The sequence below is a fragment of the Paenibacillus mendelii genome, assembly GCF_024498075.1.
Lineage (GTDB): Bacteria > Bacillota > Bacilli > Paenibacillales > Paenibacillaceae > Paenibacillus_Z > Paenibacillus_Z mendelii.
This window is the reverse complement of record NZ_JANHOF010000006.1, coordinates 34,125-48,437: the sequence shown is the minus strand read 5'-3', so window position 1 is coordinate 48,437 and position 14,313 is coordinate 34,125. Positions and strand designations below refer to the sequence as shown.

At 51.3% G+C, this 14,313-nt stretch carries 11 protein-coding genes; 4 read left to right on the top strand and 7 right to left on the bottom strand.

Annotated elements, in window-relative coordinates:
• Positions 1 to 6 precede the first annotated feature (6 nt).
• The gene (locus NNL21_RS19805; protein WP_204819699.1) at positions 7 to 1,122 is read right to left on the bottom strand and encodes a glycosyltransferase WbsX family protein; all 1,116 of its coding nucleotides are present in this window, start codon (positions 1,120 to 1,122) and stop codon (positions 7 to 9) included.
• 148 nt (positions 1,123 to 1,270) lie between these two features.
• Between NNL21_RS19805 and NNL21_RS19800 the strand changes: the two genes are divergently transcribed.
• Positions 1,271 to 2,197 (top strand): AraC family transcriptional regulator, encoded by a 927-nt coding sequence (locus NNL21_RS19800; RefSeq protein ID WP_204819698.1) that lies wholly within the window; start codon positions 1,271 to 1,273, stop codon positions 2,195 to 2,197.
• 119 nt (positions 2,198 to 2,316) lie between these two features.
• Here the strand turns inward: NNL21_RS19800 and NNL21_RS19795 are convergent, their stop codons facing one another.
• Positions 2,317 to 3,390, bottom strand: coding sequence for a Gfo/Idh/MocA family protein (locus tag NNL21_RS19795; RefSeq protein WP_204819697.1), 1,074 nt, complete (start codon positions 3,388 to 3,390; stop codon positions 2,317 to 2,319).
• A 133-nt stretch (positions 3,391 to 3,523) separates the two neighbouring features.
• Between NNL21_RS19795 and NNL21_RS19790 the strand changes: the two genes are divergently transcribed.
• The gene (locus tag NNL21_RS19790) at positions 3,524 to 4,444 is read left to right on the top strand and encodes a helix-turn-helix transcriptional regulator (protein ID WP_204819696.1); all 921 of its coding nucleotides are present in this window, start codon (positions 3,524 to 3,526) and stop codon (positions 4,442 to 4,444) included.
• A 302-nt stretch (positions 4,445 to 4,746) separates the two neighbouring features.
• Here NNL21_RS19790 and NNL21_RS19785 read toward each other — a convergent pair whose 3' ends face one another.
• Positions 4,747 to 7,299 (bottom strand): beta-mannosidase, encoded by a 2,553-nt coding sequence (locus NNL21_RS19785; RefSeq protein WP_204819695.1) that lies wholly within the window; start codon positions 7,297 to 7,299, stop codon positions 4,747 to 4,749.
• 133 nt (positions 7,300 to 7,432) lie between these two features.
• On the opposite strand from NNL21_RS19785, the gene NNL21_RS19780 reads away from it, so the two are divergent.
• The gene (locus NNL21_RS19780) at positions 7,433 to 8,278 is read left to right on the top strand and encodes a helix-turn-helix domain-containing protein (protein ID WP_204819694.1); all 846 of its coding nucleotides are present in this window, start codon (positions 7,433 to 7,435) and stop codon (positions 8,276 to 8,278) included.
• A 173-nt stretch (positions 8,279 to 8,451) separates the two neighbouring features.
• Here the strand turns inward: NNL21_RS19780 and NNL21_RS19775 are convergent, their stop codons facing one another.
• The 3 genes from NNL21_RS19775 to NNL21_RS19765 all read right to left on the bottom strand — a co-directional run bounded on the left by NNL21_RS19775 (position 8,452) and on the right by NNL21_RS19765 (position 10,034).
• Positions 8,452 to 8,718 (bottom strand): nuclear transport factor 2-like protein, encoded by a 267-nt coding sequence (locus NNL21_RS19775; RefSeq protein ID WP_204819693.1) that lies wholly within the window; start codon positions 8,716 to 8,718, stop codon positions 8,452 to 8,454.
• 82 nt (positions 8,719 to 8,800) lie between these two features.
• Positions 8,801 to 9,439, bottom strand: a complete 639-nt coding sequence (locus NNL21_RS19770; RefSeq protein ID WP_204819692.1) for a DNA-3-methyladenine glycosylase family protein — start codon at positions 9,437 to 9,439, stop codon at positions 8,801 to 8,803.
• 1 nt (position 9,440) lies between these two features.
• Entirely contained in the window at positions 9,441 to 10,034 is a 594-nt protein-coding gene (locus NNL21_RS19765; protein WP_204819691.1) for a TetR/AcrR family transcriptional regulator, read from the bottom strand.
• Positions 10,035 to 10,273: 239 nt separating this feature from the next.
• Between NNL21_RS19765 and NNL21_RS19760 the strand changes: the two genes are divergently transcribed.
• Positions 10,274 to 10,747, top strand: a complete 474-nt coding sequence (locus NNL21_RS19760) for a DinB family protein (protein ID WP_204819690.1) — start codon at positions 10,274 to 10,276, stop codon at positions 10,745 to 10,747.
• Positions 10,748 to 11,203: 456 nt separating this feature from the next.
• Here the strand turns inward: NNL21_RS19760 and NNL21_RS19755 are convergent, their stop codons facing one another.
• Entirely contained in the window at positions 11,204 to 14,224 is a 3,021-nt protein-coding gene (locus NNL21_RS19755; protein WP_204819689.1) for a discoidin domain-containing protein, read from the bottom strand.
• Between the last annotated feature and the right edge of the window lie 89 nt (positions 14,225 to 14,313).

The window sequence follows — 14,313 nt, the reverse complement described above, 5'->3', positions numbered from 1 at the left end:
GCTCCATTAGTCTTCTTCTGAATGAAAAACGTCCTTAACCGCATCCAGATAACCGTATCCATACAGGTCATCCGGCTGCAGGTAACTGGTTTCCGTCCATTCATTCCAGCTGTTGATGACGATGAGCGGATACTGGTCCGGGTGCGCATCGGCATATTCCTTCGCCTTCTGGAACGCTTTCTTCACATTCTCCGGCGTGTTGTTCTTCACGATGCCCGCACGGAATTCCTGGAATCTAGGATTGTTGTCCCAGCCGATCGAGATATGCGGGAAATAAGGAATGTCATAGGTCTGGTCGATACGCTGCCATTCCTTCAGAACATCCTCCATAATCTCATTATAATCTCTGTCGATATCGACGAAATGTACGTATTGATAGTGCGACATGCTGTCAAATTCAAGGAATTTCACGATTTCACTGGTCGTGGCCGTTCTACCGCTGTCGACGCCGCTTAGATTGAAATTCTGCTCGCTCCAGATGGTTAATTGCAGGTGTAGGCCCGGCAATCCTGCCTGAACCGCACGCTCCCGGAACCATGTGAACGCCTCCTTGGTGGCATCCGCACCGCCCAAGCCCTTCATCAGATTAGCCAGATCGTAAATCATGAAGACCGGTTTGCCATCCAGCGTATAGTAAGACGGATGTTTAAAGTACTTCTCAATCAGCCGGTCGGCGATTTTCTCGAATTCAGGCCGATCCACCGCGGCATCCCATATGATATTTTCTTCATCATGCGAAATCCGGATATCCCATACATTCATGACATTATGATTAGCCCACATCAGGTAAAATTTCACTCTATCGTTGTTCTTGGCTTTCAGGTATCCGTTATTCAGGCACTGCTCCAGGAACGGCCTCTTGTCATACCAATACCAATCATAGATAAACACGTTAACGCCATGGTCGGCCGCCGCATTGATTTGCATCTCCATGACATAAGGATCCGCTTCATTGACATATCCCCACAATGGTTTCCGCGGCCAATTATGCTCGGGAAACTTCTTCACTGCATTTTTGACCGATTGCCACTCCCCCATACCCTCTGGCCAGAACATTTTGGTCCTGGGCTCGTCTCCTGTATAAGACGGCCAGACGAATGCGGCTACATCATACTTATTCATGCATGTCCCCTCCACATATATCGAGTTATTCGATGCAACAGGTTCCTTTGCAGCGCACCATCATTGTATAATGGACACAACCTCTAATTTAATAGGGAAACAGGACATAATCATGGTTTAGATGTCATAATCCACAGGTGAAAGTACAATGCCCCCTAGGCGAACGACGATGCATTATCCGACGAATGAAGTGTTGGAACAGGATCAGTTTCTGGCCATTATGGATGTCTACGAGCATCATTGGCTGCTTGAGCATACCCATGACTTTCCGGAAATGATCTGCGTGTTAAGCGGCAATGGTACGCAATATATCAATGGTTCTGCCATCGCGGCTAAGGAAGGGGAAGTCTATCTGATCCCCATTGGCACCACGCATGTCTTCCGTCCACCCGCGAATGCCGCCACCTCAGCCTCACTGCAAGTAAGAAACGTCATATTCCGGGCGGAGTGGCTCGATGAACTGACCTCAATCATCATGGACACAGAAGTAAAAGAGCTGATCTTCTGGCTGCTGGGCCAACCGGGTTCTGCCCTGCAAGGGAAACCTCCCTGGCTCAAAATCGCCGATACGCAGTCCGAATTCCGCTTGCTAACCGAACGCATGAAATCGCTCGTCGGGCAGCGTCTACCTTTGTCACAGACCCGACTGACAGCGCGTGTTATCGACCTCCTCTCCTTGTTGTGTACGGCAACCGACAACGGTAGACAACAGTATTCAGAGTGGCCTCCCAAGCTGGAGATGCACCCGGTAAAAGCAGAAATTCTAAGCGCAATTCAAGCCATGCCGCTGTCTGTGGTTTCCCTAAAGGAGATCGCACAAAAGATCAATTGGAGCGAGCGCCACCTGTCCAGGGTGTTCCAGCAGCACTTTGAGATCCCCTTCAAAAGCTACATGCAGAATTACCGGCTCCAGGAAGGCATGAAGCTGCTGGTGGAATCCACGCTTACCGTGAAAGAAATCATGAGCCATATTGGCTTCGAGGATACGAATCACTTCTATGAATTGTTCAGGCGTGCGACCGGTACGACACCGGGTCAATATCGAAGACGGGAACGTAACGGCAGCTTGAACTAGCAGCTCCAGCCTCCGGAGAGCTTTCCGATAAGCTTTAGGGCCGTGGAGAAGAGACTCGGCACCGGCTCGGTGCTGAGTCTCCATAGGATGAGGCGTTTCTTAAAACTTAAGCCCCGTTCTCATTTCGCGACAAATGCCTCCGGTGCCAGCCAATCGTCATCTAATCCAAGGCCGCGGAGGTCAGCTACCGTATGATTGCGCTCCGCCTCGTATAGACGCCATATAAGCCGCAGCCCCTGAAGACTGGTCGGCCCGTCTGTAACGGGGCGATTGCCGGTGCGCACGCAGTCCAGGAAATGCTCCAGCTCGTAATGCGTCAGCTTCCCGGCATGCTCCAGCTCCATAAGTACCGCAGCGGCTGATGCGGTATCCATATTCGCTTGTTCCGCTTTCATATTAGTGTGCGCGTACAGCTTCCCTTCCGCCAGATTCATCTCCAGCATCCCTTCGGTGCAATGCGCGTGAATGCTGTAGCCAAGTCGCGAGCCCCTTGCGCCCCATGTGCCAAAATGATACCCTACCGCCCCGCTCTCAAATTCGAGAACTACATTGCTCGTACCTTCCCTCTCCATCCATGGTGTTCCGAAGTTCGTTCCCATATGCAGGCCGCGGACCGGACGGCCAAGGAACCAGAGCATAATGTCTATATAATGGCAGCCATGACTGAATAATTGCCCGCCGCCAAGACGCTCGGCAGAGTGCGCCCAATGAGTCTCATCATATTTGGTAAACTGCTCGGTCCATATGGATAATTGAAAGCATTCGCCGTATGCTTTGGCGGCAATCAGCTCCTTCATCTTGGTCACTAATGGCCAGTGCCTCACCGGATATGCCGTCATGAGCAATCGGTTATTTTCATCAGCCGTACGAATAAGCTCCAGGCATTCCTGTTCCGTATTGCACAGCGGTTTTTCCATCAGTACGTGCTTCCCTGCCTGTAGACACACCATGCCCACCTCGTAATGCAAATCATGAGGCAATACGATCAGCACGGCGTCGACATGCTCAAGCAAGTCGCGGTAATCGGTTACCGCCAGTTCCGCGCCAACAGCCTCCTTAGCTGCCTGTGCCCGCTCAAGCACGACATCGCATACCGCGGTAACCATCAACTGATCGGCAAGCTCTTTATACCCTTGCGCATGCGCACCCGCCATTCCGCCGCAGCCGATAACGCCAAGACGAATTTTATTCATTCTCATTCTCCTCCTTCTATGCTTCAATGGAACTAACAACACTAATCACTTCCAATGATAGGGTCATTACATACGAATTTCTTTATCCGAATGGGCAATCGTTTTGCATATTTAGTCCGAGGAGCGTGACCCTGTGAATTATTCAACATATTCATTGGAGAAGGAGATCGTCGTTAGCAGATTGGTCAGCTTCCATTACTATGAACTGGAAAAATCCTTTTGGGCGAGTGGAGAGAAGCATGATTTTTGGGAGTTTGTCTATGTAGACAAGGGGAAGCTGGACGTGCATATCGATGAACGGCTGATTAGCCTCGAGCAGGGGGATATGATCTTCTATAAGCCTAACGCTTTCCATGCGGGAGGTGCTCGCCAAGAAACGGCACCCAATATTATTATTATTTCGTTTGAGTGCGACAGTGAGGCGATGTCTTTCTTTGAAGACCGTCGCTTTCGATTACGTGATCAAGAACGAGCCATTCTCGCATGCATCGTCGAAGAAGGACTTGACGCATTCGATCCGCCAATCGACGACAGACAGACGAATATATTGTTTCGCAGACCAGGTGCACCCTTCGGCTGCGAGCAGCTGATTCAAAACTATTTGGAAATCTTGCTGGTATGTTTGATCCGCAGTGGCTACGATCTGCATTCCGAAGATAAGCCATCACCCGCAGGTAAGGAGAACAAGGATCAGGAGCTTGTACGTACTGTTATCGCGTATATGAAGACACAGTTGTCGGCAAATCTGACGGTGGATGTCATCTGCGACAAGATCGCAGTTAGTAAAAGCAGGCTGAAAACTGTATTCAAGATGATAACCGGATACGGGATCATGGAATATTACAACAAGCTTAGAATCGATAAAGCAAAGGAACTCATACGTGAGGAAGCGTATAATTATACGGAAATCGCTGCAATGCTGGGTTACTCCAGCATTCACTATTTTTCGCGGCAATTTAAGCAATTGACCGATATGTCACTAACGGAATATTCGCGTACCGTCCATGCCAGAGTTCGGAATCGAGAGAAAGGCGCTAGAGAAAATAATAGCTAGCAGCCGGACTTGAAAGTCAATAATGTGCTTGAGCCTATTTATCCGTCGAAGTTCAGCTAGCTAAACCGTCTTCTCAAAACTTAGCAGATGCTGATACTGCCAAGCTCGTTCATTGGCTATCGCGGCAGCATCCAAGTTCGCCTTTCATAAAGATGGCCTAACCCTATACAACTTGCTGGGATCCCAATTATATCCGAAGAAAGCTGTCCGGTATTATAAAAATATATCTCCGCTTCAACGTTGAAGCCGCCCTAATCATTGTATTAGGACGGCCCATACTACGCTGTTTATGGTTCTAGCGATCATCGAGGACTGACAAATTGAACATCCAGCGGCCCCGCTTCCCGCTCCATCGACCAATCGTAAATCGTTACCGTCCGCGACTCGCCTGGCAGCAGGTCAAAGTAATGGTCACTCAGACGAACGCTGTCCGGCAGGTCAAAGTGGACGGCGTGGACAAACGTATCAGCGGAGACGGTGACGTGCAGATCATCCCCGTCGTTTAGGATTTCCGTGATGCGGACGCGGGCTTCCGGCAGCGCCAATGTCCGGAAATCTCCGGGACGAAGAACCGCGGGCTGCAGCCGATCCGGGTGCTGAACGGGAATAGCCGCATAGAGACCGCCTTCGGCGCCGGCGTCTATCGCAAAGCGGTGAATGACGCCGCGGTAACGGGCCGGAATGACGACATCGACCGAAGCGGTCTTGCGGATGCTGCCGTCGAAGGACAGAAACCCGCATTCAAGCGTCTCCCGGATCGGCGCATCTGTCTCGTTCATGGCTGTGATCTCCACCATGCCCTCCTGCTCCCGCAAGATCAGCTTCTGGGGTGCGAAGGCGCGTTTGACGCCATAGTAGGACAGCTTTCTCTTTAGATAGTAGTCGATGATGGTCCAGCCGACCTCTCCCCAGCAATCGTTGTACATCCAGAACAACGCGCCGGAGCAGAACGTTTTGCTGCGGATCGATTCCAGCGAATAGGCGTACATCAGACTTTGGCACAGGCCCGCGTACAGCAGATATTCGTCCAGGGTCAGGTCATCCCGTTCCACATAGTGCTTGCGGATTCCGGCAAGCACGGTATCCTTTTCGAATGTGTTCGTATGGAGGGCCCAAGTACGGCTGTTCGTGTCAATTTCGGCGCCGCCGAAGTAGGTTTCGATGCTGGAGAGGCGGCATGGTCCGATATAGCCATACTCAGAGACGAATTTGGCCTGCACCTCGTCATAGATCTCGGGCGTAATCCGCCGCTGCATATCCGGACTCATCGTCCCGTCATTCCAATGATGCCTGTCGCCGGAAGCATTCCCGTTCGGCTGCTGGCCGCCATATGGCGAGCTGTTCCAATACGGAATATGCGGGCAGTTTTTGCGAATGAGCTCGGGTGCGATCTCGTTATAGATAACGGCTCCCCCGTAGAACCTTGGATGGCGCGATCCGTTCCACCACTCGTCGAAGCCCCAGTGATTCTCGTTGTTGCCGCACCAGAGCGCAAGCGAAGCGTGGTTGCGGAGCCTCCGGGTCTGGTAGTCGATTTCGCGCGCCGTCTCCTCCCGGAACCAAGGCAGATGATCCGGATATTTGCCGCAGGAGAACATGAAATCATGCCAGATTAGAATGCCGTACTCGTCGCATTTCTCATAGAAAATGTCCCTCTCATATATCCCGCCGCCCCATATTCGCAGCATGTTGAAGTTCGCTTCCCGGGCTTCGCGAACAAGCGTAGCATATTTATCGTCGCTGACACGAGAGACGACCGAGTCGGCTGGAATCCAGTTGCCCCCTTTGGCAAATACCTGTACGCCGTTCACCTCGAACGTGAACTGCCGCTCCTGTTCGCCTGCCGGACTGCCGTCAATTGCCGCAATCGGCTCCGTGTTAAGAGCAATCGTACGGATACCGAATTTGAACTCGGGGTATGCCATGATTTCTCCGCTTGCGCGGATTGACGCTCGAACCGTGTACAGCGGCTGATCCCCCATACCGTTCGGCCACCAAAGCGCAGCATCGGGAATATTCGCTTCAAGATCCAGATAATTAAAGCCTGAGCGAAGGCATACTTGCTTCGAAAGCTTGGCAGCAACCTGACTGTCTGGTCCCAGCAGCTCCACGATCAGCTCCGCTTCCCTGGTTTGAAAAGGATGAGCGTTGTCCGCCTCCACCTCAAACCGGACGAATGCGCTTGGCTGCACGGACACCGTTACCGCGCTAATGCTCCGGATGCGAACCTCGCTCTGCGCATCCAGCCATACGCCGCCCGCGATTCCGCATGTCGCCACGCGCGGCCCCCAGTCCCAGCCATAGACGAATTGTGCTTTTCTGACGTTGGCGCGCCGTTCGTCTCCCCGCTTGCCGATCGCCTCGTTCTCCATCTTCGCCAATGTGCCTTCCGTCATGACGATATCCTGTTCGGACACGTGCTCAAGCCCTGAGGTTAGGCGGATTAACAGATCGTTATCCCCTTCGGTCAGCAGCTCTCGGACATCTGCTGTAAACGGGTAAAAGGCGCTGCGATGGTGGCCGAGATGAATGCCGTTCAGCCAAATATCGGCCTCGGAATCAAGCGATTCGATATGAAGTGTGACTCGTTCCCGCTGAAGAACGTCGGTCGTGACCTGAAAATCTTTGGCGAACCACCAAGATTTCTTCTCCGTCCATTCGCTCTCGAAGCAATTGTCCGCGACAAGCGGCTCCTTAATCAGCCCATGCTCGATCAAAGGCATATGAATATCGCATGGCAGTGATGGTACAGTCAACCAATCCGCGCGCTTAACTCTTACGATCTGAGCTTTCGCAGGACCGCATGATAGATCTTCCCCGGTAAGCCGCCAATCCAAGTTCAACTCCATTCTCATGAGTCAGCCTCTCCCTTGTTCGATGATTACTTTATATTGATAAGCTATCACGAGATCACACAACATTTCTCCGTTTAGATTGATTCAGATTTGCTCTCTATTGATATAATAGAGCCAGCGAGGAGGAGAGAGAATGCTAAATTTGAAGGCGGATGATTTAATCGATTCGGAGCTGGAGACGGCGTTTTTTTATCACCGTAAACTGAAATATTGGACCATTACCCACGATCACGATTTTTATGAATGCTTCCTGGTGACGGAAGGGACGGTATATCACGTTGTGAATGGCGTCCGCCAAACGCTCCGCGCAGGAACGCTTGTATTCATACGCCCGCATGACGTTCACAGCTATGAACGGTTTGAAGATGAGGAGGTCGAGCTCCTTAACATCAACTTTCGCGTATCCATGATGCATTCCGCTTTTGCCTACCTAGGCGAAGGTATCGATTCAGCCGGCTTGAATGAAGCTGCATTGCCCCCTTCCCGGATGCTTGGCACGGAGGATATGAGGGCGATCATTCGTTATTATGAAAGGATTGGCGGAACGCACGCCGGTAACCAAGCGGCGACTCGTGCACTTGCAAGGAGCATGCTGGCGGCTATTCTGCAGCTCCTCGTTCCTTCCCGCCAGGAGTCCGGACCGGATGCGCCGGGATGGTTGAACGAGCTGCTCGCCGATATGCGCAAGAGGGAGTGTTTCGCGGAAGGAACCGCCGCCTTTTACCGGCTTGCCCCGTATACGGCCGAACATGTCTGCCGGGAGATGAAGAAGCATTTCGGGATGACGCCGACGGAATGGATTAACGAGCAGCGGCTGTCTTACGCCGCTCTGTCGCTTGCACATGACGAAGCCGGCATTCTCGATATCTGCATGGATTGCGGCTTCGCCAGCCTCAGCTACTTTTATAAAACTTTCTCCAAGCGCTTCGGCTCGACGCCGGCCCAATACCGGGCGAAGCAGCGAACGGCGATTCCTTGATTGTCGGACTATGACAAACTTGCCCGACCAAAGAAAAGCCGACGAACATCAAGCAGCGGGCACCTGATTTTCATCGGCTTAGTATGCCGTGTATGGCAGACGGTCCCTTGTTAAGGGACACTTTACTCAGCAGCACCTACCCGCTTCACGCTTTGTTCCTCGTGCAGTTCATGCTATACAAGCAATAAATATTGCTTAGAACCCACATATTCACGGAAGGATTGGATACGGTCATGCTCAAATTCGAAGACAATCGTGAGTTCATTGCTGTAAGGCACTTGATCCAAATTCCCTTCTGCTTTGAACACGACGATGCCATGATACGCATCCTCAAGTTTAACTAGAGGAGTTAACCGGACATCAAGATGTTGGCAGGATGGTTCGCCAGTATTCAAAGAGGAGCGCGGGAACCGCGTCCCACACTCCTCTTCGTTCGACAAATATTACAACTAGCTCCTTCACAAAAGCACGGTAACTCAGGCGTCGCGTCAGCGATCAACGCTGCAGCCGGTTCACTCCAGTTTAAGCATGTTCAGTGTGAACCAAACCGATATTGACTGCCTCCCAGAGGTATAGGGATGCGATAGAAGAATAAGGCTTCCATTCAACATGTTTCCGCTGCAATTGAGATTTGCTGTCGTTCTCTTCAGATGCATATAGCCACTCCGCAGCACGATTAAGTCCCCTGTCCCCAAAAGACAAAACATCCTGCCTTCCCAAATAGAAAATGAGAAACATCTCTGCAGTCCATCGGCCAATACCATTTATGGAGACCAATAAATGAATGACTTCCTCATCGTCCATGTCTCGAAACGCAGAAAAATCGATTGAACCTTCTCTCACCCACTCTGCGATGTTCCTGACATAGCTGAGCTTATTCTTAGATAATCCCGCTGAACGCAGGCTCTCCTCAGATGCGGCTAGGAGGGTATCCGGCGTTATAGTCCCGCATAGCTGTTCAACTCGGCGGAAGATCGTCCCAGCGGCTTTAGAAGAGAGTTGTTGGCCGATTAACGATCTTACCAGGTAAATAAATCCATCCTGCTGAACGGGGATGCGGATGTTTCCGATCCGATTTATCAGCTTGTCCAGCAGAGGGTCGTTGTTGCATAGATTACGTACACCATGGCTGTATGGATGAATATCGAAAATATATTGCAAGTTAATCATCCTTTCTTGATACAGTCCAGCTGAACAAGTGGGAATCAACGAGCGTGTGAGCCGTTGCTGAGAAAAGATCAGGGTTGAAATCATGCTTTTTCATGTAAGAGAGCATAATTGCCCCATTACATAACATACGCAATAATTCTGCCAGCTCCAATGGGCGGGCAGCGCCAGCTTTTTCTGCTAATATCGCGATGCGATTCCAATTTTCATCCGTGCCTTTGACCGCCTTTATATGATTGTCATGGGAGGAGTCCGGAAATTCGACTGTTGTATTTGCGAAAGGACAACCCCGATATCCGGGTGTTTTCATCTTCTCCACAAATTTGTCTATAAGAGCGTGTAACTGCATGGCGTTTGAATTCGGATGTTGACGTTGCACTTCATCCAAATCCTTTGCATTCAAATCTTGGTGATATTCCAAATAAGCTGCAACCAAATCGTCTTTAGACGCAAAATTTCGATAGAAGCTCGATTTGGCAACACCCGATTCAAGTATAATACGGTCAATTCCGATAGCTCGGATACCCTCTCTGTAAAACAAATCCGATGCCACACGAAGAATTCGATTTTTCGCTGTCTCTTTTGGCATGAAATCACCTGTCATTTCAATAGATTAGATCTGCCGTACAAAAGGTACAGATATGTCCCTTTTAAGAATACCCAACAGGGTGTGTATTGTCAATTTTATTAGGTATTTAAACAAAAGATCAGATTTGACAAGATTTTCATATGAATGTATGATCGTCATTAACGGTACAGATCTGTACCATTTTTTCACCGTGCTTAACATAGTCTGTCTTATCTTTTTAAAAAATGGAGGTAGATCAAATGATGACAACAGAGAAACTAGTAAGTAAGTGGGATGCCTGCTTTGACAAGGAAAGCGGCTGGTATCCCCCGCTTGAACGTGGACTGCAAGGGTTAACTGCTGTACAGGCATGCTGGAGAGCGGATGGGAAAGAGATGAATACAATCAAGGAACTGGTCAACCACATCATTTTCTATAAGGTTCAGTTGCTGTCCAGCCTGGCGAGCACAACAGACGCTCCATCAATAGACACAAGTTTTAATACGGACACCGGTGTTATTACCGAGGAAGAGTGGCAGGAAACCATAGCAAATTTGAAGCATATACATACGCGCATTCGTGAGAAGCTTTCAATGATGAGCGACCAAGAACTACTGAGCGAACTAGACGGGGTTACGATTTACCAATGGGTATCGGACCTTGTCCTCCACGATATCTACCATACAGGTCAGATCATCTTCATCCGTAAAATGCAAGGTTCATGGACTGTTTGACTTTCATCAAATAATGAAGCTTAGCAGCGTCCAACTTAAGCTTGTCCTAAAGTTCGAGTCGGTGCTGTTTCTAATTTTCGCCGAGCGCCTATGTCGAACAGCCAAGGCAGCGCTCCGCATGACCGACGCCGGCAGCTAGAAAATACAAAGAAGCCCCTTGGATTCGTGTAAAAGATTCGCCGTCAGCTTGACCCCTGATGGGGTTAGAAAGCTGGAGCCTAAGGGCAGGTTCAACCGTCACATCGATGTTAACGAAGATGGAAGCGGAATGATTCGTATGTCAGTTCCCCAGAAGGATCTGGCATTCTATGCGGAGATGATCTGGGTTTTATTCTATTATTATGCTTCGTTTCCCCTAACCTATGGGATTCGTCAACGATAGCATGTCAAAAACCTCCCCGCAGCGCAAGCTGGGGGAGGTTCCCGGTTTTCGGCCGTCAATCGCCTTGAATACCGCTAATCGCTATATACTTCGATCTCGTTAATTCGGATATACTCCGGCTGGATGGCGGGGCCGCTCGTGCCAACAATTCTCAGCTTCGAGCCGGTTACCGACGAGAAGGTATGGGTACGGTGATCGAACGTATTCCCCGTAATCGCCGGAAGGCAATCCACCCATGCCGAGCCGTTCCAGTATTGGATCTGGTAATCCTTAATGGCATAGCCCGTCGTCGTGTACAGCTCGACACGGCTGAACGTCTTCGCCGAGCCGAAGTCGAGCTGTACCCACTGCGGAAGCGGTGTTCCGTCGGTGGCCCACCCGCTCCAATCCGTCGTTGCGGCGCCATCGTTAATTTTGTCGGCGGCATAACCGTTCGCCGTGTCCGTATTCGATGCAGATGCAGCCGCATCCCTTGCAAAGTTAACCAAGGAAGCCGTATTGAGCTTCACTTGACTGAGCTGCGGGCTGTACGTCAACGCTCCTCCCGTCGGAAATTCCACCTTCACGAATTGTGTACCGATCGGAAGCTTGCCGAGCGTATAGACGCGCTTGGTCCAAGCACCGTCGTTAATCGGCGAATCCGTGTACTGCCACCCTTGCTGCTGCTCCCAGGTGACGCCGTCCGGAGCGGTATAGAATTTAAAGTTATGGATGCCCGGCTCCTGATCCGTCGCGAACAACCCGGTCAGTTGAATATCGGACGCTTCGCTGCGATACACCACATATTCAGGGACGCTGGCGTTCGTAGTGCTTCTTGTTACGCGGCTGGGATCTCCCAACGCAGCGCCGTGCGCCGTATCGAAATATAGGCCCGAGCTATGCATGCTTGTTTTCGTCCAATCATTCATATCATCAATGATCGTCGCCGAGTTCCACGGAACGTCAGAGATTTGTACCTGACCGACTTGCGGGTTGTACGCAGCCTTGCCTTGGGTTGGAAACTCGACCTTCATAAAGTTGGTCCCGGCCGGAAGCTGGGTCAGCGTATAGATTCGTTTGGTCCAGTAACCGCCATTGATCGGCGTATCCGCGTAGCCCCATCCGTCATGCGGTGTCCACGTCGTACCGTTCGGCGAGGTATAGAACTTAAAGTTGCTAATAACCGGCTCTTCATCGGTAGCGAACAATCCGGTCAGCTTGAACCGGGTTGCACCGTCGAAGCGGTATATGATCGATTGCGCCGAATTGGCCGTGTTTGTCCGCATCGCACGGCTGGTATCGCCCAATGCGGATGCATTGGATTTATCGAGCGCAAGCCCCGAACTGTGCGCATGGGTTTTGCTCCAATCATCCATGTCATCAGTCATCGTCGTACCTACGCTGCGGGCATTCGTAATCTCGTAGAATACGACACCGTGGTGATCGAGCGCCGGAGTCAGCGTCAGCATATTGCCTTTGACTTCCACCGTTGTCGTCGTCGGAGTCAACGCTGCCAGCGCTTTATAGGCTGCTTCCCGGGAATACCAGTAGTCCCTGTCCGCCTGCTGCTTCAAGCTCTTCGGCACTTCCATCGTATACTTCGACCAGGAATAGGATGCGTCCGTCAACCCACGGTTGGCCTTGTCGCTCCACCAGGTCGGCCAGAAGTTGCCGTGCGTGTCGTCCACAATCCACTGCTTGACCGTCACGGAATTGCCGGTGATCGGCGCGATATTGCGAATCGTAATGGCAGGCGTCTCGCCGGTCGTGCTGTTCATATCGTTATTATGGTTATACGCCATGAAGTGAACGGTACCTGTCGCCCCGTTATAACCGCCGATGCCGTCTACCTCATTAGATGGATCGTTCGTTGTGCCCGAGAAGCTGCCGTCCAGCTGATTGTCGCCGACCATGCGGTAGCCTAGGTTAGCGATATGCGTGCTGACAGCCGGAACGCCGCCCCATATCGCTTCCGTACTCAGCCCCCATGCCGCAAACCAGTCGATATCCCAGTCGTTCATCAGTTTGAATTGCTTGGCATCCGAAGAAGCCTGGAAGCTGTGTGCCACGATGCGCGAATAGAGCGCTTTGGAATCGGGGCCGGAGTTGATGCGCCCTTCATCGATGCCATATTTCAAATTCGTCAGGCCGTTTGCAACCGCGCGGTTGCGGAGCGTGCCGATCGTATCGATCAGGCTCTTCCCGCCACCCATCTTAACGCCGGGCTTGAAGTCGTAGAAGGACGCGGTCAGAAAATCGATTTGCGTTCCACGCTTGCCCGTCTTGTAATTCACACCGCTTGGTCCCACTCCCGCGACGTGATCGATAAATTCGAGCTCATCCCAGAGTCCCTCCGTCACGGTCATGCTGTGGGCGCCTACGGTCAGGTTATCTTTGCCGATCGCCGCCTCCAGCGCCGCAACCGTATAATCATAGATTTTGAAGAAGGCGGTTTTCGTCGAAGCGGCACTTATGCCGTCGTCGAACCATTCGGGATTCTCGTATTCGGTAAAGACGCCCCATGTCCACGTCTTCACCTCGTTTATACCGAATTCGGTGATGAGCGCGTCCGCGAGTGCTTTAATGTAGTTGTAGTACTGATTGTAGTCGCTCGGCGGCCTCAGATTGGCCTCCATCACGCCGATTGTCGGATCGTTCGAATATTTAATCGGAATATTGCCGGTTTTAATATGCGGCTTCAGCCCCTGATCGACTACGTTATGCAGCGCACCGATCAGTCTCGAAAAATCGTAATCCGTCAAATTCGTCCGGTCGGCGGGGTTGACGAACAGGTCGCGGTCGGTGTAACAGCCGGGAAAGCCGTTATAGCAGCCACCTGTCGCCGTCATGAACTGCACGTTCTTCACGAACGGATAGTTCGTCGCAAAGTAGTCGGACGGTTTGCCCGCGGCTTTCGTCGTCCAGTCGATTTCGTAATCCCATGCGTTCATGTCGGAAAATGTGTTCGTAATCGTTTGTCCCTGGGCCGACAGATCGAACGACAATGCTGCGCCGTTCGCCTCTGCGTAAGCCTTGTTGGACGGGGGAACCTCAATAAGCATCGTAGCGGATATAAAGAGTGAGCAGCACAAGCAGGCCAGCCATTTTCTCATCATCCATTTCCCCTTTCGAATTGAACCTCGCCTATAACATGCAGCCGGAAGGATCGATCATCCGATCAAGGAAGTCCGATCCATCCGAGGGC